Origin of the sequence: Kitasatospora albolonga, from assembly GCF_039535905.1 — a bacterium.
Lineage (GTDB): Bacteria > Actinomycetota > Actinomycetes > Streptomycetales > Streptomycetaceae > Kitasatospora > Kitasatospora albolonga.
This window is the reverse complement of sequence record NZ_BAAAYB010000060.1, coordinates 24,932-44,937: the sequence shown is the minus strand read 5'-3', so window position 1 is coordinate 44,937 and position 20,006 is coordinate 24,932. Positions and strand designations below refer to the sequence as shown.

Below are 20,006 nucleotides of genomic sequence, written 5' to 3'. Positions count from 1 at the left end.
GTCCGCAGACTCTCCCCTCCTTGCGGCACAGCGTTCCCTCACCGGGCCGTGAGCGCCGGCGCGCCGCAGGTCCGGCTTCCGCCATGCTCCCGCGGCTCAGCCCGCCCGCCGCCCCCCTCCTTACCACGTGGGGGTTGATGTACCAACAACTTGTCCCCGCAGGTCCTTGGTCTGCTTTTGCTCTTGCTTCGGGCGCCGAGGCGGACCGCCGCCATCATTCGAAACTGCTTCAGGGCCCGACCAGGCCGCCCTCCGCACCACCCTCGCCGCCCACGGACTGCGGCTGACCGGCAGCGGCACCGATCCGCTGGAGCGCGAGCGCCGGATGGGGCTGGACCACCCCCGCTACCTGGCCATGGAGTGCCACTTCGAGCGGACCAACCCCTGGGGCCGGGTGATGATGACCGGTACCGCCTCCGCCCAGGTCTGCGTGGACGCCGGCACCGAGGACGGACCCCTCTCCCACGGCAGCCGCTGGCGGCTGCTCCACCTGCTGGGCCCCGTCCTGGTCGCCGCCTTCGCCAACTCCCCGCTGCTGGACGGCCGCCCGACCGGCCACCGGTCGACCCGTCAGCTGGTCTGGTCCCGGATGGACCCGACCCGCACCCTGGCCCCCGCCCTGGACGGCGACCCGCGCGAGATCTGGGCCGAGTACGTGCTGGACGCCGAGGTGCTCTGCGTGCGCCGCCCGGACGGCCTGCCGTGGACCGCCCCGCCCGGCCTCACCTTCCGCGGCTGGCTCCGCGGCGAGGGCGAACGCCCGCCCACCCTGGCCGACTTGGAGTACCACCGCACCACGCTCTTCCCGCCGGTCCGCCCGCGCGGCCACCTGGAGCTGCGGATGATCGACGCCCAGCCCGGCGAGGGCTGGCAGGCACCGCTCGCCCTGGTCTCCGCCCTGCTGGACGACCCGGCCGCCTCCGACGCCTGCCTCGACGCGCTGGAGCCGCTGGCCACTCCGTCCTACCGCGACCGGCACCCCCCGCGCACCGAACTCTGGCACCGCGCGGCCACGTTGGCGGTGGCCGATCCGCAGCTGCGCCGGGCCGCACTGGCCTGCTTCGCGCTGGCCGACCAGGCACTGGCCCGGCGCGGCGCCCCGGCGGCCCGGCTGCGCACCGCGCTGTCCGCCATTCATTTTTCGAGTCGGGCCGCACGCCGCCACATTTCTTCCGATTCGGGCGCCGCCCCGTGCGCCTCACAGGGGCCCCGGAGATCGAGGTCGTTCGTTTACTTGTTGTGATGATCGGGCCCCCGGGACTCTCTGTACGCACTGACTTCTTTCTTCGTTCGTCTTCGATCCTAATGCAGGTCCGAACTACTCCCGTCGGGGTGTTCGTCTCGTTTTCGCGCCCGTCTTTCGGATTATCGTTTCGGCCTCGCGTCGTTCCGCGATACTTTCGTTTCCCGACTTCGGGGTTCGAGGGTTCGACTTCGCGTTATCGGTTCGGTTGAAACTTTCGCCGGTGCGACGCGCTGTTTCGGCCTCGGTCTCGATTTCGCGTTCGGTTTTCGCCAGTCTCATCGCCGGTTCAGAATCGGAACCATTCGCTAGTTATTCCGTGGGTCGGCTGTTCGGCTTTACGGTTTCGTTCGCGAGTCGGTTTCGTTCCGGGTTCGTTGTCGGGCTTCGGCTTTTTCGTCGTTTCGGTCGCGTTCCGGGAAGCCCCTCTTTCCCACCATTTATTCCCCGATTCCGACACCATCAAGCGCGGGAGTTCGGTTCGCCTTCGTCGCGAATTTCGTTTCCCCGTTCGTTCGCTTCGGGTTCGGTGACTTCGGTTCGCGGATCACCCTCGGTCGCGCGGCACTCTTCCATGACTTGCTTATTCGGGTCTTCGTTAGCGGACTTCCGCACTTATTGCCGGTTTCGCTCCCAGTCTTCTCTTCGGTGTCTGGGTTCGTCCCTGTGGGCTTGCGTCGTCCGTTTCGTTGTCGGGGGCGGGTTCGCGCGGGGGACCTTTTTCGTCTTCTTGTCGGCCCGCTCGCGGGTTCGTCTTCGCTCCGATCCCGTTCGGGCTCGTGGTTTCGTTCGTTTGGGCGATTCTTCGTTTTCGCACCGGCTCGCCAGGATCACCGTTCGGTCGCTTCAGTTTCGGCGAACTTTTCGTATTCGTCTTCGGGTTCGGGTTTCGGGGTCGGGTTTTGCTCGCGCGTCGATTTACTAGTTCTTCAGTCCATGTCCGCTTTTCCCCTTCCCCGACGCGGTAAAAACCCCTGCGCGTGAATTCGGAGCGGTTCGTTCGGGTCGGCCCCGCGGACGGGTTCGTTCGCGTCGCGGGGCGGCGGCGGTCTGTTCGCGGTTCCGTCGTTCGCGCGCGGGGCGTCGCGGGCCGGGGGTCCGATTCGGCATCGGGCCGGTCAGCGCGGGGTCGTATCGATCGTTCGTCCCGCGGCGTGGCGTTCGGCGGCGGGCGTCGGCGCGGGTTCGGGGGTCGTGTTTCGGTTCCGGCGCGCTTCGGGTTCGGTCGCCCGCGTTCGGCTGTCCGCAGCGGGGGGGGGCAGGAGCGGTCGAGTCTACCTTCGGTTCCGGCCGCAGCGCGCCGCGCGTCTTTCCGGTTCGCGGCTGCGCTAATCGTCGGTCGGCGATCGGGGCGGGCGCGCCGTGGACTTCGCGGTTCGTCGCGCGGTTCGTGGGCGGACGCGCCGCGTCGCGGTTCAGTCGCGGTCGCGGGTTCGGACGGTGGGGTCGGCGTCGCCGCGCGTCGTCGCGGCCGCTCGGTCGGCTCGTTCGTCGCGGGCGCGTCGGCGCGTCGTTCCCGCGTCGCGGCGCGCGGGCGCGCGCGGGCGTTCGCGTTCCGTTCAGCGGGTTCGCGTCGCGTCGGGGCCAGCGACGGAGCTCGGCAGCCGCTTCGGTTGGTTCGCGCGCGCCGCGGGCAGGTCCGTCGAGCGAGGACGGATATACGCAGTACGTGTCCGGCTCGCGGGAATCGGTACGCCGGGGGCGGTTCGCAGGCGTCCCGCGGCCGGCGGGGCGGTCGCCGTCGCGCGGCATTCGCCGCGCAGTAAATGTCGCCGCCTAATGCTTGCTTCCCGATGGTGGGCGACGGCAGTCTTCTACCGTTCCCCTTGTCCGTACCGTGCGCGCGGTTTTCGTTTCCGTTCGTCCTCCGCCGAGTCGGCTCTCGCCCAGTTTTCTCCCCGGCACTCTTCACACGCCACCTTTACACCCTTCCACGCTGCGCTTCAAGGGAAGTCGGGCTCCGACCGGTTCGACCCGTCGTATCGCGGGCGCGGGCGCGCGTTCGGTTCGGCGCCCCTTCGGCGTTTCCGCGTTCGCGTTCGGTCGTCTTCGCGCGCGCTCGGCCCGTGCTACCTGCTCCCAATCGCGTGGCGCGCCGTCGCCGCGCTCGGCCGCCCAGAGCGGACTTCCCGGGCGCCGGCGCCGATTCGTCGGCGGGTTACGGCGCTTCGTCGGCGGGTTCGACTTCCGGCCCCCCCCGGCGGTCGGTTCGCGGCGGGCGCCGCGCGCCGGCCGCGGGGGGCCTTTCCGTCCCCCTCGGACCATCGTCGCACGCGGTGGTCGGGGCGCCGGCGCGCGGCGCCTCGGATCGCGCGCGCGCTTCCGGTCGGCGTCGGGTCGGCGCCGATCGTTCGCGCGCCGGCATCGGCGCGGAACGGGGCCGCTCGCGCGGGCGTGTCGCGGCGTTCGCCCTTCGTTTCGGCGGTTCCGCGTTCGGCGCCCCGCGGCGTCGCGGCGTCGTCGCGCGGCCGTGCGGCAGCGGGGGGTTTGCGGCGGCGTTCGCGCCGCGCGCGGGGCGTCGGGGGCGTTCGGTCGCGGGCGCTTCGTCTTCGCCGGCGTTCGGCTTCGCGCCCGCGCATCCCCACCCCCCCGCCCAGGCATCGCGCGGGCGCCGCCGACTACATTCTCAGCTCGGCCGTCGTCGACGGCCGGCGGCAGCCGTCGCGCTCGGCCGGCGGCGGTTCGCGGCGCGGGGGGGCGCTCCAGGCGCGCCCACCGGTCGGTGTTCGCGCCCCCCCCCTTATTCGCGTCGAGTTCGGCGGGCGGCGCGGTCGCGTTCGCCCCGCGCCGTCGGGAGCAAAAACAAATCACGTCCCGCGCTTCGCGCAGCCGCGCTCGGGGGGGCGTCGCGGGCGCGCGCGTCTCGGGGCGGCCGTCTTCGGCGCGGGTTCCGGTTCGCCGCGTCCGGGTTCTGGTAGCGGCTCTCGGGCCGGGCGGTCCGCGCGGTCGCTGCCGGACCACCGCGTCGCGCGTTCGGCGCGACCGGCGCGAGGTCGCGTCCCGTCCCGCGTTCCCGCGAGTTCCGGTTTCGCGCTGCGCGCGCGGGGTCCCGGCGACGCGTTCGACGTCCGCTCGTCGCCGCGGCGGTTCCGCGCGGCGTCGGTCCGGCGCGTCGCGCGCCGTCGTCGCGCGGCGGCCGGCGCGTTTCGGCGTCGCGCTTCGGGGGCGCGGCGGGCGCTCACCCGCGCGTTCGCGTCGGCGTCGGGCGCTTCGGCGCCGCGCCCGCTCGTTGGCGCGCCGTTCGACGCTCCGTCGGCGCGTCGTTCGTCCCTTCGGGCGCTCGTCCCCCCCCCGTCTCCCACATTTCACCACCCGTGTATCCGCTTCGCCTCCGTACTTTATCCCGCGGATTCGTCTTTGCCCGTTCTGTTCGTCGACTTTCCCTTTCCTCTGGTTTTCGTTCCAGCCCGATTTCGCTCTTCTCCTTCATTCTCTGTCGCGCCTCCCGGCCGCGCCGCGACGATTCCGCTCGTCGACTTCGTGGACCTTCGTCGCGTTCGCCGCGCGTCTTATCGGGTCGGCGGGCTTCGCGTTCTTCGCGCGTTCGGGCGGGTTCGCGTTCGTCGTTCGCTCGATGGCCCCGACACTTTCGATTCGCGGGCGAGGCGGCCTGCTTCGCGGTCGGCTCAGGCGCGGCCGCTCGCAGCCGTTCGTCAGGTCGCCGGCGTCGCCGCTTCGGGTCTGCGAGTTTCGGCTTCGTCGCGTCGCTTCGCGTTCGAATTTCGCTCGACGTCGTCCATTCGCGCGCCTTGCGCGGGCGCCCGCCTCCGTTTCGCGTTCGCGGGCCCCCCCGACCACGCCGGATTGTCGGTTCGCCGAGGCTCAGGGCGGGCGTCGCCGTCCGGCGGCCCGCGGCGCCGGCGGGTTCGTCTCGTCGGCGAGTTCGGATTCGCGCCGGCCATGCGCACGCCCCCGTAGCCGGTCCGGGGCCCCGGTGCCGAAACTTCGACCTCTTCCACGGCCGGTCTCCTCGTTTCCGCCGTCCGCTTCGGTCTTTCGTGTCTCGGGGTACGCTCGCTTCTGCGGCTTTTTTTCGCCATACATTCCTCGTCGGTTCGCCGTTCTCGGTCGCGCTTTGCCGCCTCCTTCGGCCGTTCGAATCCGTTCGCGGGATTCGTTCGTTCCGCGACTCGAGTCGCGCAGCTCGCTTTTCGTCACGCCAACGCAGGTTTTTCCCGCGCGCCTCCGTATCCTTTCCCCGTCTTCGTTCGTTGTCGTCGCGCCGTTCTTCCCTTCGTTATTCGCGCGGATTCGCCCGCCTTATTCACTATTTCGCGCGGCGCTGCATTCGTTTATTCGCTCGCCCGGCGATTCGTGTTCGTCCTTCTCGTGTTCTCGCTCGCCTTTTCGACTGTGCTTCGTCGGTTCGTTCGCGCGGCTCGTTCTCTTCGCTGTGGGAGGGCCGCCTTGTATCGGCCCGAGTGTAGTCCTACGTCGCGCCTTGAACGGTTGTGTCATTTCCAGGTTCGATCGCACGGCCGCCTCTATCAGAACCCCGCGGGTGGTGTTCGTTCTAGTCCGACCGTTTCGCCGTTTCCTCCCGACTGGTGGTGATACTAATCGTCTCGTCGCGCGGTATCGCTCGCCTCCGTGACTCCTTCGTGTTTCGGAGACTGGGTCGATCGACGCCTGTCGTGTCTATACGCGGGCTTCGGGTTTGATCGCGGGTTCGCCTTCTTATCGTAGCGTGCAAATCGTCGCGGGTGGTTTCCGCTCCAATCTTTCGATCCTCTTGCGCGAGGTATCGGTGTCGTCTGTTCCGCGTTCGGGTTCAAGTCTGTTTCGTTCGTTCGTATTCGACTTTCCGCCCCTTCGTTTTCGCGTCTCGTAAGTTCGAGGTCTGGGTTTCCGGTCCTCCGGCCTCGACGCCTACCACGCCCCACACCTAAAACCCTAACCGGGGCCGGCGCGCCGCCCGCGGCCGGTGCCCCGCCGACGACCAACTCGACGCCGTGCGCTCCGGCGCGCTCCCGCTCGCCCTGGAGGCAGCAGCATGCTGAACGAAGCCCTGGACCAGTCCTTGGAGCAGACCCGCGAGACCGGCGCCGAGGCGCTGCGGGAGCGGATCGCCACCGAGCTGCTCGCCGCCCGCGAGCGCACCGCCGGGCTGACCGCGCTGGAGGACCACGACCTGACGGCCCAGCACTCCCCGCTGATGTCGCCGCTGGTCTGGGACCTGGCGCACATCGGCAACCAGGAGGAGCTCTGGCTGCTGCGCAACGTCGGCGGCCGGGACCCGATGCACCCCGAGATCGACCCGCTCTACGACGCCTTCGAGCACCCGCGCGCCGAGCGCCCCAAGCTGCCGCTGCTGCCGCCCGCCGAGGCCCGCGCCTACGCCCACGAAGTCCGTGGCCGGGCGCTCGACCTGCTGGCCGCCACCCCGCTGGACGGGCCCTCGCCGCTGCTGCGGGACGGCTTCGCCTTCGGCATGATCGTCCAGCACGAGCAGCAGCACGACGAGACCATGCTGATCACCCATCAGCTCCGCCGGGGCCCGGTCGCGCTCACCGCCCCCGAGCCGCCGGACACCCGGACCGGCCCGCTGCCGGCCGAGGTCCTGATCCCGGCCGGTCCGTTCACCATGGGCACCGACACCGAGCCCTGGGCGCTGGACAACGAACGCCCGGCCCACCGGGTCGAGTTGGCCGCGTACCGGCTGGACACCACCCCGGTGACCAACGGCGCCTACCAGCGCTTCATCGCCGACGGCGGCTACGACGACCCGCGCTGGTGGACCGAGGCGGGCTGGGCGCACCGGCAGCAGGCCGGGCTGACCGCCCCGCTGTTCTGGCGCCGCGAGGGTGGCGAGTGGCTGCGCCGCCGCTTCGGCGCCACCGAGCCGGTGCCGGCCGACGAGCCGGTCCTGCACGTCAGTTGGTACGAGGCGGACGCCTACGCGCGCTGGGCCGGACGGCGGCTGCCGACCGAGGCCGAGTGGGAGAAGGCGGCCCGTTTCGACCCGGTCACCGGGCGCTCCCGCCGCTACCCCTGGGGCGACCAGGAGCCGACCGCCGAGCTGGCCAACCTGGGCCAGCGCCACCTGCGGCCCGCCCCGGCCGGCAGCTACCCGGCCGGCCAGTCCCCTTACGGGGTCCGGCAGTTGATGGGCGACGTGTGGGAGTGGACCGCCAGCGACTTCCGGCCGTACCCGGGCTTCCGGGCCTGGCCGTACGAGGAGTACTCGGAGGTCTTCTTCGGCTCGGAGCACAAGGTGCTGCGCGGCGGCTGCTTCGCGGCCGCGCCGGTGGCCAGCCGGGGCACCTTCCGGAACTGGGACTACCCGATCCGGCGGCAGATCTTCTCCGGCTTCCGCACCGCCCGGGACGCGGAGCAGGGCTGATGTGCCGCCAACTGGCCTACCTGGGGCCGCCAATGGCGCTGCGGGAGCTGGTGGTGGACCCGCCGTCCGGGCTCTACCGCCAGTCCTGGGCGCCCCGGCTGCAGCAGCACGGGACGATGAACGTGGACGGCTTCGGCATCGGCTGGTACGCCGAGGGCGACCCGGTGCCGGCCCGCTACCGGCGGGCCGGGCCGGTCTGGGCCGACGAGGGCTTCGCCGACCTGGCCCGGGTGGTCCGGTCCGGAGCGGTGCTCGCCGCCGTCCGCTCGGCCACCCACGGCTGTGCGGCCGGGGAGCAGGCGGCGGCGCCGTTCGCCGCCGGGCCCTGGCTGTTCGCCCACAACGGGGTGCTGCCCGGCTGGCCGGAGCGGCTCGGCGGGCTGGCCGCGCAGCTGCCCCCGGCCGAGCTGCTCTCGCTCACCGCGCGCACCGACTCGGCCCTGGTCTGGGCCCTGGCGCTGAACCGGCTACGGGCCGGCGCCGAGCTGGGCGAGGCGCTCGCGGACACCGTCCGCGAGGTGGCCAAGCACACCGACGCCCGGCTCAACCTGCTGCTCACCGACGGCAGTTCGCTCGCCGCCACCGCCTGGGGCGACGACCTGCACCACCGCTCGGGGCCCGGTTCGGTGCTGGTCGCCTCCGAGCCCGGCGACGACGCTCCGGGGTGGCGGCGGGTGCCGGACCGCTCCCTGCTGCTGGCCACCTCCGAGGGCGTCACCGTCCTCCCCCTCGACCGCACCAACTGATGCACCCGCGAACCGACTTGCCTGATGTACGACCCGCTGCACGAAGGAGTACAGCCGTGAGGACCCACCAGCTGACCCGCCTGCTCGCCGCCGACCACTTCAGCCACGCGCTACGCCACGACGTGCGCCACGGTCTGACGGCCAGTCCGAAGACGCTGCCGCCGAAGTGGTTCTACGACGCGCGCGGCAGCGAGCTGTTCGAGGACATCACCCGGCTGCCCGAGTACTACCCGACCCGGGCCGAGCGGGAGATCCTGACCGACCGCTCCGCCGAGATCGCGCTCGCCACGGGCGCCCGCACCCTCGTCGAACTCGGCTCGGGCGCCTCGGAGAAGACCCGCCTGCTGCTGGACGCGCTGCGCGAGCTCGGCACCCTGCGCACCTACGTGCCGGTGGACGTCAGCGAGAGCGCGCTCACCGCGGCGGCCGAGTCGCTGACCGTGGACTACCCCGAGCTCACCACCCACGCGGTGGTCTCCGACTTCACCGAGCAGCTCGGCCTGCCGCCCGGCGGCGGCCCCCGGCTGGTGGTCTTCCTCGGTGGCACGCTGGGCAACTTCCTGCCGGCCGAGCGGGCGGTCTTCCTGAAGCGGCTCCGGGAGGCGATGGCGCCGGGCGACGCGCTGCTGCTCGGCACCGACCTGGTGAAGGACCGCGAGGTGCTGGTCCGCGCCTACGACGACGCGGCCGGGGTGACGGCGGCCTTCAACAAGAACGTGCTGCAGGTGGTCAACCGGGAGCTGGACGCCGACTTCGACCCGACCCTGTTCGAGCACGTGGCGCTCTGGGACGAGCGCGAGGAGTGGATCGAGATGCGGCTGCGCTCGCGGATCGCGCAGACCGTGACGATCGGCGGGCTCGGGCTGGCGGTGCGGTTCGAGCGCGGCGAGGAGCTGCGTACCGAGGTGTCGGCGAAGTTCCGCCGCGAGGGCATCGAGGCCGAGCTGGCGGCGGCCGGCCTGGAGCTCTCGCAGTGGTGGACCGACGAGGCCGGCCGGTTCGGGCTCTCGCTCTCCTTCCCGCGGGACTGAGCGGTCACGACCGGCTCCGCGCGCGCACTTTAGCGGGTCATCACACCGGCCGGGCGGGATTGCCGCACTCCGTCCGGCCGGTCCGGCACCTGGGCTTCCATGGCCGTGGGAGGTAGGTGTCCTTGATCTTCAGTCGGCTTCGTACCCGCAGGTCCGCCGTCGTCGCGACGGCTCCGGGCTGTCCGTACTCCGGTGCGGTGGCGGTGGGGTCCGCTCCGCCGCCACCGGCCGCCGAGGCCCCGGCGACGGATCCGCTCGCCGGGCAGGCGGTGGACTTCGTCCGGCAGTTCCACCGGGAGCGGCCCGGCGGCGGCGACCCGGCGCCGAGGGTCCGTCAGGTGCTCGCCGAGATCGAGCGGACCGGCACCTACGAGCACACGGCCGAGGAGCTGGCCTTCGGGGCCCGGCTGGCCTGGCGCAACGCGGCCCGCTGCATCGGGCGGCTCTACTGGCGCAGCCTGGTGGTCCGCGACCGGCGGGGGGTCGACTCCCCCGACGAGCTGGCCGCCGAGTGCTTCGACCACCTGCGGGCGGCCACCAACGGCGGGCGGATCCGTCCGGTGATCACCGTCTTCGCCCCGGACCGGCCGGGCCGCCCCGGGCCGCGGATCGTCAACCAGCAGCTGGTCCGCTACGCCGGCCACACCACCCCGGAGGGCGCCCTGGTCGGCGACCCGGCCGGGGCCGGACTGACCGCGCTGGCCCGGGAGTCGGGCTGGAAGGGCGGCGAGGAGCGGTTCGAGGTGCTGCCGCTGATGGTCCGCCGGCGCCCGGAGGAGGAGCCGCACTGGTTCGAGGTGCCCGAGGACGCGGTGCTGGAGGTGGAGCTCAGCCACCCCGAGCACGCCTGGTTCGCCGAGCTGGGCCTGCGCTGGTACGCCGTCCCCGCGATCAGCGACATGACGCTGGAGATCGGCGGCATCCGCTACCCGGCGGCCCCGTTCAACGGCTGGTACATGGGCACCGAGATCGGCGCCCGCAACCTGGCCGACGCCGACCGCTACCACCAACTCCCCGAGGTGGCACGGCGTCTGGGCCTGGACACCTCCTCCGAGCGGACGCTCTGGCGGGACCGCGCGCTGGTCGAGCTGAACGTCGCGGTGCTGCACTCCTTCCAGGAGGCGGGCGTCACCATCGCCGACCACCACACCGAGTCGGAGCGCTTCCTCCGGCACATCGCCCAGGAGGAGCGGCTGGGCCGTCCGACCCCGGCGGACTGGAGCTGGATCGTCCCCCCGGTCTCCGGCGGGCTGACCCCGGTGTACCACCGGTACTACGACCCGGTGGACCCGGACCTGCGGCCGGCCTTCCTGCCCCGCGTTCCCGACGCCCCGTCATAAAACCCGTCGCGCTCGGCGTCCGGCCCGGGTCAGAGTGGGCGCAGTCCACATCAACGGGGGAGGTACCGACATGTCGACATTGCGCGTGACGGTCGAGCGGCTGACCGTCCTGACCCATCCGAACGCCGACGCGCTGGAGCTGGCCCAGGTCGGCCTCTACCGCGCCGTCGTCGCCAAGGGCGCGTACCGGACCGGCGACCTGGCCGTCTACATCCCCGAGCAGGCCGTGCTCCCCGCCGCCCTGATCGAGGAGCTCGGCCTGACCGGGCGCCTGGCCGGGGGCAACCACGACCGGGTCAAGGCGGTACGGCTGCGCGGCGAGCTCTCCCAGGGCATCGTCTGCCGCCCGGCGGCGGTCTCCGAGGACGAGCTGGTGCGGGCCGAGGCGGAGGGGGCGGACCTGTCCGAGCTCCTGGGCATCACCAAGTGGGTGCCGCCGATCCCGGTCGGCATGAGCGGCGAGGTGGAGTCCGCGCCGGAGCTGCTGCCCTGGGTGGACATCGAGAACCTCAAGCGCTTCCCCGACCTCTTCGAGCCGGGTGAGCCGGTGGTGGTCACCGAGAAGCTGCACGGCACCTGCTGCCTGCTCACCCTGCACGCCGACTCCGGCGCCGTCCAGGTCTCCTCCAAGGGCATCGGCGCCCAGGGGCTGGCCCTCAAGGAGGACGGGGCCAACCTCTACTGGCGCACCGTCAGGGCGCACGGCGTGCCGGAGGTGGCCGCCCGGCTGGCCGAGCGGCTCGGGGCCTCCCGGGTCGGCGTCTTCGGCGAGGTGTTCGGCACCGGCGTGCAGGACCTCGGGTACGGCGAGTCCGGCCGCACCGAGCTGCCCGGGTACGCGGTCTTCGCCGTCTCCGCGGTGATCGACGGTCAGCTGCGCTGGCTGGACCCGGCCGAACTCCTGGAGAAGGAGCTGCCGTTGGTGCCCGAGCTGTGGCGCGGCCCGTTCGACACCGGGACGGTGCTGGAGCTGGCGGAGGGCCGGGAGACCGTCTCCGGCCGTGCGCTGCACATCCGCGAGGGCGTGGTGATCCGGCCGGTGGTCGAGCGCTACAGCCCGGTGACCGGCGGGCGGGCCATCGCCAAGGTGGTCAGCGGCGCCTACCTGACCCGCAAGGGCGGCACCGAGTACGAGTGACCGGCGCCGCGTCCGCGAACGGCCCCGCCCGCCCGAAAAGCACTTGCTCCGATGATCATTACTCGTCAGACTGCCGCGCGTGACAGAGCGCAGCGTGACGGTGTTGGTGACGTACCAGGGCGAGACCCTCGGGCAGGCGGGGCCGTTCCCGGTGACCCACCCCCGCTGGCAGCAGACCGGCCAGGTGGCCGAGGCCGCCGAGCGGCTGCTCGGCGTGCCGGTGCTGGTGCTGCGCCTGCTCGCGCACGGCGGCACCGGCGGGGTCGGGGGTGACGTCGCCTACCACGTCGAGGCGCTGGCGCGGCCGACGGCCGGGCTGGAGCCGACCGTACTGGAGGTCGGCGAGGACCCCCTGCGCGCCCTCTGGGCCACCCCGGACGGGCTGCGGGCCGCGCTGGCCTGGGCGGCCGAGCGGGCCGGGGCGAGCGGGCCGGCCCTCCAGGTGAAGAGCTGGAACCTCTCCGGGCTGTACCGGCTGCCGGTCGGCGAGGGCTCGGCCTGGCTGAAGACCACTCCCCCGTTCGCGGTGGACGAGGCCCTGGTGATCCGTCACCTCGCCTCGGTGACACCGGAGTCGGTGCCCGTGGTGCTGGCCGCCGAGCCGGGACGGCTGCTGCTCGCGGACGCCCCCGGGGTGGACTGCTGGGGCCTGCCGGAGGACGGCATGCTGGCGGCGGTGCCCCGGCTGGTCGCGGCCCAGGCCGCCCTCGCCGGCAAGGTCGACGATCTGCCGGACCGCACCCCGCGCGCCCTGGTGGCCGCCTTCGCCGCGCTACTGCCCCGGCTCACCGGCCTGACGCCCGAGGAGCGCGCCGCCGCCGAGCAGCTGCTGTCCGAACTCCCCTTCATTGTCGACGAGTTGTCCGCCTGCGGGCTGCCCGAGACGCTGGTGCACGGTGATTTCCACCCGGGCAACTGGCGGTTCGACGGAGAGCGCACCACCCTCATCGACTTCTCCGACAGCTACCTCGGCCACCCTGCCGTGGACGGGCTGCGCCCGCGCGACTTCCTCTCCGAGGAGCGCTGGAAGACCGTCCGCCGCCTCTGGACCGAGGCCTGGACCACCCACGCCCCGGGCTCCGACCCGGCCCGCGCCCTGGAGCTGGCCGAACCGTTGGTCCACCTCGGCTACGCCGTCCGCTACCAGGAGTTCCTGGACGGCATCGAGGCCACCGAGCGGGTCTACCACGCCGGCGACCCGGAGTCCGAGGTCCGCGCGGCGATCGCCCGCTGACTCAACTCCCCCGCACGGTACGGGCGTAGCGCAGCTCCAGGCCGTCCAGGAGGGCCTCCAGGCCGGTCTCGAAGGCGCCCTCGTCGATCCGGCGGCGGTGCTCGGCCAGCTTGTGCGCCTCGCCGAGGTGGGGGTACTCCTCGCCGTAGAGGGCGGCGTCCTCGGGGAAGCCGCCCGCGAAGGAGCCGAGCGCCGAGCCGGTGATGAAGTACCGCATCAGCGCGCCGATCCGGGTGGCCTGACCGCGCGGCCACCCGGCCTCGACCAGGCAGCCGAAGACGGCGTCGGCCAGCCGCAGCGCGTTCGGCCGCCGTCCGGGGCCCTGGGCCAGCACCGGCACCACGTTGGGGTGGGCGGCCAGTGCCGCCCGGTAGGAGCGGGCCCAGTCGCGCAGCGCCGTGCGCCAGTCGGCGGGGCCGCCGTCGCCGGACGGCCGGAACATCGACAGGTCGACTTCGCCCATCACGCCGTCCACCACCGCGTCCAGCAGTTCGTCCTTGGTGGCGAAGTGGTTGTAGAGCGACGGGCCGCTGACCGAGAGCTCGGTGGCCAGCCGCCGGGTGGAGAGCGCGGACAGCCCCTCGGCGTCGACCAGGGCGAGCGCGGCCGCGACGATCCGCTCGCGGCTGAGCAGGGGGGTGCGCGGGCGGGCCATGGCTGCTTCCTCCGGTCGGGTGGCGGTGGCTCCAGTCTTCCAGGCGGGGTCTTCCCACCCTTGCGGGGCCGGGCTACAGTCGATTAAAACTTGCACCGCTAGTTTTGACCACCGCCCCGACCTCCCGTAGCCGACCGACGCCGAGGACCGCCATGAACCTGGAGCTCTCCGAGGAGCAGGCCGCCGTCCGCGAGCTCGCCGCCGAGTTCACCGACCGCGAGATCGTCCCGCACGCCGCCGGCTGGGACCGCGCCGAGTCGGTCGACCGGGCGGTCATCGGCAAGCTGGGCAAGGTCGGATTCCTCGGCCTGACCATCCCCGAGGAGTACGGCGGCAGCGGCGGAGACCACCTGGCGTACTGCCTGGTGCTGGAGGAGCTCGGCCGGGGCGACTCCTCGGTGCGCGGGATCGTCTCGGTCTCGCTCGGCCTGGTCGCCAAGTCGGTCAGCGGCTTCGGCACCGAGGAGCAGAAGCGCCACTGGCTGCCCCGGCTCTGCTCCGGCGAGGCGCTGGCCTGCTTCGCCCTCACCGAGCCCGGCACCGGGTCCGACGCCGCCAACCTGAGCACCAAGGCGGTCCGGGACGGCGACCACTGGCTGATCAGCGGGGCCAAGACCTTCATCACCAACGGGACCTGGGCCGACGTCGCCCTGGTCTTCGCCCGCACCGGCGAGGCCGGCCACCGGGGCATCACCGCCTTCCTGGTGCCCACCGACACCCCGGGCTTCGAACGCCGGGAGATCCACGGCAAGTTGGGCCTGCGCGGCCAGGCCACCGCCGAGCTGACCTTCGACGCCGTCCGGGTGCCGGACTCGGCCCGGCTCGGCCCCGAGGGCAAGGGCTTCACCGTCGCGATGGCCGCCCTGGCCAAGGGCCGGATGTCGGTGGCGGCCGGCTGCGTCGGGATCGCCCGGGCCTGCCTGGACGCCGCCGTCCGCTACGCCACCGAGCGCGAGCAGTTCGGAAAGCCCATCGCCTCCTACCAGTTGGTGCAGGAGATGCTGGCCGACATCTCGGTGGAACTGGAGGCGGCCCGGCTGCTCACCTGGCGGGTGGCCGACCTGATCGACCGGGGTCTGCCGTTCGCCACCGAGTCCTCCACCGCCAAGCTCTTCGCCAGTGAAGCCGCCGTCAAGGCCGCCAACAACGCCCTCCAGGTGTTCGGCGGCTACGGCTTCATCGACGAGTACCCGGTCGGCAAGTACCTGCGCGACGCCCGGGTGATGACCCTCTACGAGGGCACCAGCCAGATCCAGAAGTTGCTCATCGGGCGCGCCCTCACCGGGGTCAACGCCTTCTGAAATCCCCTGCCCCCCTGAGTAGTTGAGGAGCCCCACCGTGCGTCCCGTCTACTTCGCCGCCGCCCGCCGCACCCCGATCGGGCGGCTGCGCGGCGCGCTCTCCACCGTCCGGCCGGACGACCTCTCGGCCCTGGTGCTGCGCGGACTGCTCGACGAGGTACCGCAGTTGGACCCCGCCCGGATCGACGACGTCTACTGGGGCGCCGCCAACCAGGCCGGCGAGGACAACCGCAACAACGCCCGGATGGCCGTCCTGCTGGCCGGCCTGCCCGACACCGTCCCGGGCGCCACCGTCAACCGGCTCTGCGCCTCCGGCATGGAGGCCGTCACCTCCGCCGCCCGGGCCATCGGCTCCGGCGAGGCCGAGGTGGTGCTGGCCGGCGGCTGCGAGTCGATGAGCCGCGCCCCCTTCGTGCTGCCCCGCCCTGACGAGGCCCTCCCGCACAGGATGGAGACCTTCGACACCCGGCTCGGCTGGCGGCTCACCAACCCCCGGATGCGCGAGCTGCACGGCGTGCTGAGCATGGGCGAGACCGCCGAGGAGGTGGCGAGCCGGTTCGGCGTCACCCGCGAGGACCAGGACGCCTTCGCCCTGCGCAGCCACCAGCGGGCCGCCGCCGCCCGCAAGGACGGCCTCTTCGACGCCGAACTGCTGCCGGTGCTGCGCGCCGACGGCGTGACGGTCAGCCAGGACGAGTCGATCCGCGAGGACACCACCCTGGAGCGCCTCGCCGCCCTCAAGCCCGTCTTCCGGGCCGGCGGCACCGTCACCGCGGGCAACGCCTCGCCGATGAACGACGGCGCCTCCGGTCTGATCCTGGTCAGCGAGGAGGCCCTGAACGACCTCGGCCTGGAGCCGCTCGGCCGCTACGTGGCCGGCGCCTCCGCCGGGGTCCACCCCGACGTGATGGGCATCGGCCCCGTCCCCGCCACCCGCAAGGTGCTGGCCCGCACCGGCTGGCGGCTGGAGGACCTCCAGGAGGCCGAGTTCAACGAGGCGTTCGCCGCACAGGCGCTCGCCAGCGTCCGGGAGCTGGGCATCGACCCGGAGCTGGTCAACCCGACCGGCGGGGCCATCGCGCTCGGCCACCCGCTCGGCAGCTCGGGCGCGCGCATCCTCACCACGCTGCTGCACCGGATGCGGCGCACCGGCGGCCGGCGAGGGCTGGCCACCATGTGCGTCGGGGTCGGGCAGGGCAGTGCCGTTCTGGTCGAGAAGGTCTGAGGGAGAGTCAGGGATCATGAGTCGTTTCGCAGGGAAGATCGCCGTCGTCACCGGTGCGGCCCAGGGCATCGGCGCCGCCACCGCCCTCCGGCTGGCCGAGGAGGGCGCGACCGTCGCCGTCCTCGACCTCACCGCCGAGCGGGCCCAGGGCACCGTGGACGCCATCACCGCCAAGGGGGGCACCGCCCGCGCCTACGGCTGCGACGTGGCCGACTACGACGCGGTGGAGCGCGTCTTCGCCACCGTGGTCGAGGAGTTGGGGGCCCTCCACATCCTGGTCAACAACGCCGGGATCACCCGGGACAACCTCTTCTTCAAGATGCCGAAGAGCGACTGGGACGCCGTCCTCACCGTCAACCTGACCAGCGCCTACAACTGCAGCCACGTGGCGCAGGCCTACATGTGCAGGCAGAAGTACGGCAAGATCGTCTCGCTGAGCTCGCGCTCCGCCCTCGGCAACCGCGGCCAGGCCAACTACGCCGCCGCCAAGGCCGGCATCCAGGGCCTCACCGCCACCCTGGCCATCGAGCTCGGCCCCTTCAACGTCAACGTCAACGCCGTCGCCCCCGGCTACATCGCCACCTCCATGACCGCCGCCACCGCCGAACGCGTCGGCGCCACCGCCGAGGAGCACCAGGCCCTGGCCGCCGAGCGCACCCCCCTGCGGCGGGTCGGCCTCCCGGAGGAGGTCGCCTCGGTGGTCGCCTTCCTGGCCAGCGAGGACGCCGCGTACGTCAGCGGCCAGACCCTCTACGTCAACGGCGGCGCCCGGTAGTCGGCGCAGCGCCTCGGGGCCGGAGGCCCCAGGGGCGCGAGGAACTGCGCGCGGGGGAACGGCAGCACCGGCAACTGGCTGACGGCGGTTCAGTTGCAGGTGGGCCGCCTCCCGACCCGCGCAGTTCCTCGCGCCCCCGGGTTGACCACCTAAGTCCTCGCGCACCGGGTTGGCCACCGACATCCTGGCGCCCCGGAGTAGCCTCCCGGCCCCCGGCCGGCCGCAGGCCTATCGTGAGGCCATGGGCCTCATTGAGATCGAGATGTTCGCGACGCTCGACCTGGTCGGGCAGGCGCCCGGCGGGCCGGAGGAGGATCCGGTCGGGTTCCCGTTCGGCGGGTGGCAGGCGCCGCTGCTGGACGAGGTGACCGGGGCTCAGATCATGGCCGCGTACCGGGACACCGACGCGCTGCTGCTCGGACGGCGGACGTACGACATCTTCGCCGCCTACTGGCCGCACCAGGAGAGCGGCGGCCAGGACGAAGCGATCGCCGCCCTCTTCAACCGCGTCCCGAAGTACGTCGCCTCCCGCGGCACGCCGGACCTGCCCTGGGCCGGCTCCGTGCAGCTCGGCCCGGACCTGGCCGCCGCGATCCGCCAGGTCCGGGAACGGCACGAGCACATCAAGGTGGTCGGGAGCCTGGACCTCGTCCAGAGTCTGCTGCGGGAGAGGCTGTTCGACCGGCTCGACCTCTGGGTGCACCCGATCGTCCTCGGCGTCGGCAAGAAGGTCTTCGGCGACGGCACCGTCCCGAGCAACCTCACCCTCCTCGAACCCCCGGCCACCGGCCCGCAGGGCACGGTGCTGCTCCGTTACGGCCTGGCCGAGGGCGTCCCGCGGACCGGTGACATGAGCGCCCCGGACCGCGGGCTGTCCGACTGAGCCGGGGTCAGCCCGCGGCCGCGAGCTGCTTCAGGTAGCGTTCGGCGGCTCGGAGCTTGCGGCCCTCCGGGCCCGGGAGGTGGGCGCGGAGCTCGATGATCTCGGGGGCCATCCGGATCGCCTCGGCGCGGTCGGTGACGGCACGCCAGCAGGCCTCGGCGTTGGTGGCGATCTGCTGGGTCTCGGGGTCCTCGGGGCCGCGCTCGCGCAGCAGGACCACGGCGACCTCGCGGTAGAGCTCGGCGGCCTCGGCGGGGCGGCCGGCCAGGCGGGCGATGTGGGCCCGGACCTGGCGGAGCTGGAGGCTCTCGGGGGCGTTCGGGCCGTGCAGGGCGAGGGTGGTGCGCTCCAGGTCGAGGGCCAGCTCGGCGGCGGTCTCGTGCTCGCCCGCCTCGGCGCTCCGGACGATCCGGCCGATCGCCTCCCGGTAGTCCGCGGTGGGGGCGGAGGCGGGAGCGGGGGTAGCGGGAGCGGCGGGGGCGGCCGGCTTGTGGAGGGAGACCACGGGGCGGTCGGCGGCCGGGGCGACCCCGCCCTGGGGGTCCGTCAGCGGGCCGCCCTTGCGCAGCGAGACCGGCGGTCCGACCCGGCGCGGGGTCGGCGGGACGCCCGGCTTGAGGAGGGAGACGCCCTCGCCAGTGAGTTCCTTGGCGAGCAGCACCCGCGGCGCGGCGGCCGGCCGGGCCTTCGGGCTGCGGGTGGGCGGCTTGGGGAGGACCGCCGCCGGGCGCGGCAGGTCCTGGAAGGTGGGGACGGCCTCGCCGATCTGGCGCGAGGTGTTGCGGAAGAAGGGCCGCTCGGTGGGGTGCGAGTGCAGGATGATCGAGTCGTGCCGGACCACCGAGTGGACCTGCTCGCGCAGGTGCTCGGGCGGCAGCAGGGCCGGGCCACCGGGGCGGCCGCGGTGCAGCACCTCGATCAGGGCCCGGGAGAAGGTGCCGATCTGCTCCGGGTCCGGGCTGACCACGGCCCACAGCGGGATGCCGTCGGCCAGCGGGGAGATGGCGCTCTGCACCAGCGGCCAGGCGGCCTGGTCGGCGCTGAGGTCGGCGATCACCAGGGTGGGCAGGTCGCCCGGTGCTGGAGCTCGGCGGCCAGGGCCTGCCAGGGCAGGCCGTCCTGGCGGACGGTGGCGGGCTTGGAGTCACGGAGCGTCAGGTAGAGGTGCTCGCCCCGGGCGGTCGGTGACCAGGTGGCCGCCGAGGTGGATGAGGAGCGGCCGGGGTGCAGGGCGGCGGCGCGCAGGTGGGCCAGCACGCTCTGCGGGTCGGTGGCGCCGGGGAGGTGGATGGCGTCCACGGATTCGGCGGCGAGCAGGTGTCTGCGGGGCGACGGCGGCCAGCATGGTGGGAGAGCACCTGGGTCTGGGAGCCCGCGCCGCGGCCCCAGGAGCGACGGCCGGCGGTGCCGTAGCCGCCCTCGATCACCAGGATGCGGCCGCGGGCGCCGTCACGACCGTCTGCACCACCGGCTTGGGGGCCGTCGCGACGCGGGCCCACCGGGGCCGGAGTGCCCGGACGTACCGGCAGGGCCGGGCCCCGTGGCCTTCACGGCCGGCATGGTGCCGGTCCAGCCGGTCGAGAAGCCCTCGGCCTGCGCAGCCGCTCGCCCGGCCAAAGCCCGCCCGCCGTCAGGTCCGCCACCGCAGTCACCGGCCCCAACCGCCGCCCGCGCGCGACGCAACGCCGTGGTGCCCGCCACCACGTCCTCGCCACCTTACGGTGCCCGCGCCCGGCTCAGCCAGGAGGGACTCCCGGCCGAACGGGCGCTCGACCGGCCCCGGACGCGCCGAGCGCCCCTGACGGTGGGTCAGCGCTCCGTCAGGCTCGGTGGCCACCGGGTCCAGCGGTGCTCGTCCAGGACGTACGGGTGGATCTCGAACCCGTCGGGGCTGTCCGGAATCCGGGCAGCGGGCGGGCCCGCTCGATCCGCCGCTCGGCCGCCTCCGGGTGCTGTAGAGGCCGAGGGTCTTGTGGTCCTCCTCGGAGTCGGACCAGAACAGCGGCTCGCCGTCCTCGAAGGGGTCGTGCTCCGGCGGACGAAGTGGTGCCGGTGCACCAGCAGGTAGAGCGTGGGGGCGTCCGTCACGTGT

General features: G+C 73.0%; 14 protein-coding genes. 11 read left to right on the top strand and 3 right to left on the bottom strand.

The window, feature by feature from the left end; genetic code table 11:
- Positions 1–127 precede the first annotated feature (127 nt).
- From ABD946_RS14325 to ABD946_RS14295, 7 genes are all read left to right on the top strand, one after another.
- Positions 128–1,243, top strand: coding sequence for a glutamate-cysteine ligase family protein (locus ABD946_RS14325; protein WP_345283507.1), 1,116 nt, complete (start codon positions 128–130; stop codon positions 1,241–1,243).
- 4,993 nt (positions 1,244–6,236) lie between these two features.
- Positions 6,237–7,586, top strand: coding sequence for an ergothioneine biosynthesis protein EgtB (gene egtB / locus ABD946_RS14320; RefSeq protein WP_345283505.1), 1,350 nt, complete (start codon positions 6,237–6,239; stop codon positions 7,584–7,586).
- Complete coding sequence (gene egtC / locus ABD946_RS14315; RefSeq protein WP_345283503.1) at positions 7,586–8,332, top strand: ergothioneine biosynthesis protein EgtC; 747 nt, start codon at positions 7,586–7,588, stop codon at positions 8,330–8,332. The genes egtB and egtC overlap by 1 nt, the downstream gene beginning before the upstream one ends.
- A gap of 56 nt (positions 8,333–8,388) precedes the next feature.
- Positions 8,389–9,363, top strand: a complete 975-nt coding sequence (egtD, locus tag ABD946_RS14310) for an L-histidine N(alpha)-methyltransferase (RefSeq protein ID WP_345283501.1) — start codon at positions 8,389–8,391, stop codon at positions 9,361–9,363.
- 203 nt (positions 9,364–9,566) lie between these two features.
- The gene (locus ABD946_RS14305; RefSeq protein WP_345283509.1) at positions 9,567–10,703 is read left to right on the top strand and encodes a nitric oxide synthase oxygenase; all 1,137 of its coding nucleotides are present in this window, start codon (positions 9,567–9,569) and stop codon (positions 10,701–10,703) included.
- Between the two features lie 70 nt (positions 10,704–10,773).
- Complete coding sequence (locus tag ABD946_RS14300) at positions 10,774–11,841, top strand: RNA ligase (ATP) (RefSeq protein ID WP_345283499.1); 1,068 nt, start codon at positions 10,774–10,776, stop codon at positions 11,839–11,841.
- A gap of 79 nt (positions 11,842–11,920) precedes the next feature.
- On the top strand, positions 11,921–13,075 hold the full coding sequence (locus tag ABD946_RS14295) for an aminoglycoside phosphotransferase family protein (protein WP_345283497.1): 1,155 nt from the start codon (positions 11,921–11,923) through the stop codon (positions 13,073–13,075).
- 1 nt (position 13,076) lies between these two features.
- On the opposite strand, the gene ABD946_RS14290 is transcribed toward ABD946_RS14295, so the two are convergent.
- Positions 13,077–13,730 carry a TetR/AcrR family transcriptional regulator gene (locus ABD946_RS14290; RefSeq protein ID WP_345283457.1) on the bottom strand — a complete coding sequence of 218 codons (654 nt, stop codon included), beginning with the start codon at positions 13,728–13,730 and terminating at the stop codon, positions 13,077–13,079.
- A 152-nt stretch (positions 13,731–13,882) separates the two neighbouring features.
- Between ABD946_RS14290 and ABD946_RS14285 the strand changes: the two genes are divergently transcribed.
- From ABD946_RS14285 to ABD946_RS14270, 4 genes are all read left to right on the top strand, one after another.
- Entirely contained in the window at positions 13,883–15,031 is a 1,149-nt protein-coding gene (locus ABD946_RS14285; RefSeq protein WP_345283495.1) for an acyl-CoA dehydrogenase family protein, read from the top strand.
- Positions 15,032–15,068: 37 nt separating this feature from the next.
- A complete protein-coding gene (locus ABD946_RS14280) occupies positions 15,069–16,256 on the top strand; it encodes an acetyl-CoA C-acyltransferase (RefSeq protein ID WP_345283460.1) in 1,188 nt (395 codons plus the stop codon).
- A 16-nt stretch (positions 16,257–16,272) separates the two neighbouring features.
- Positions 16,273–17,031 (top strand): 3-oxoacyl-ACP reductase FabG, encoded by a 759-nt coding sequence (fabG, locus tag ABD946_RS14275; RefSeq protein WP_345283461.1) that lies wholly within the window; start codon positions 16,273–16,275, stop codon positions 17,029–17,031.
- 241 nt (positions 17,032–17,272) lie between these two features.
- Complete coding sequence (locus ABD946_RS14270) at positions 17,273–17,914, top strand: dihydrofolate reductase family protein (RefSeq protein ID WP_345283493.1); 642 nt, start codon at positions 17,273–17,275, stop codon at positions 17,912–17,914.
- 7 nt (positions 17,915–17,921) lie between these two features.
- On the opposite strand, the gene ABD946_RS14265 is transcribed toward ABD946_RS14270, so the two are convergent.
- Positions 17,922–18,971 carry a hypothetical protein gene (locus tag ABD946_RS14265; RefSeq protein ID WP_345283491.1) on the bottom strand — a complete coding sequence of 350 codons (1,050 nt, stop codon included), beginning with the start codon at positions 18,969–18,971 and terminating at the stop codon, positions 17,922–17,924.
- Complete coding sequence (locus ABD946_RS14260; protein WP_345283489.1) at positions 18,968–19,213, bottom strand: hypothetical protein; 246 nt, start codon at positions 19,211–19,213, stop codon at positions 18,968–18,970. Before ABD946_RS14260 ends, ABD946_RS14265 begins: the two co-directional genes overlap by 4 nt.
- Positions 19,214–20,006 lie beyond the last annotated feature (793 nt).

Coding starts and splice junctions, on each gene's coding strand:
- ABD946_RS14285 (WP_345283495.1), top strand. CDS start 13,883: ATGAACCTGGAGCTCTCCGAGGAGCAGGCCGCCGTCCGCGAGCTCGCC.
- ABD946_RS14300 (WP_345283499.1), top strand. CDS start 10,774: ATGTCGACATTGCGCGTGACGGTCGAGCGGCTGACCGTCCTGACCCAT.
- ABD946_RS14290 (WP_345283457.1), bottom strand. CDS start 13,730: ATGGCCCGCCCGCGCACCCCCCTGCTCAGCCGCGAGCGGATCGTCGCG.
- egtB (WP_345283505.1), top strand. CDS start 6,237: ATGCTGAACGAAGCCCTGGACCAGTCCTTGGAGCAGACCCGCGAGACC.
- ABD946_RS14270 (WP_345283493.1), top strand. CDS start 17,273: ATGGGCCTCATTGAGATCGAGATGTTCGCGACGCTCGACCTGGTCGGG.
- egtC (WP_345283503.1), top strand. CDS start 7,586: ATGTGCCGCCAACTGGCCTACCTGGGGCCGCCAATGGCGCTGCGGGAG.
- fabG (WP_345283461.1), top strand. CDS start 16,273: ATGAGTCGTTTCGCAGGGAAGATCGCCGTCGTCACCGGTGCGGCCCAG.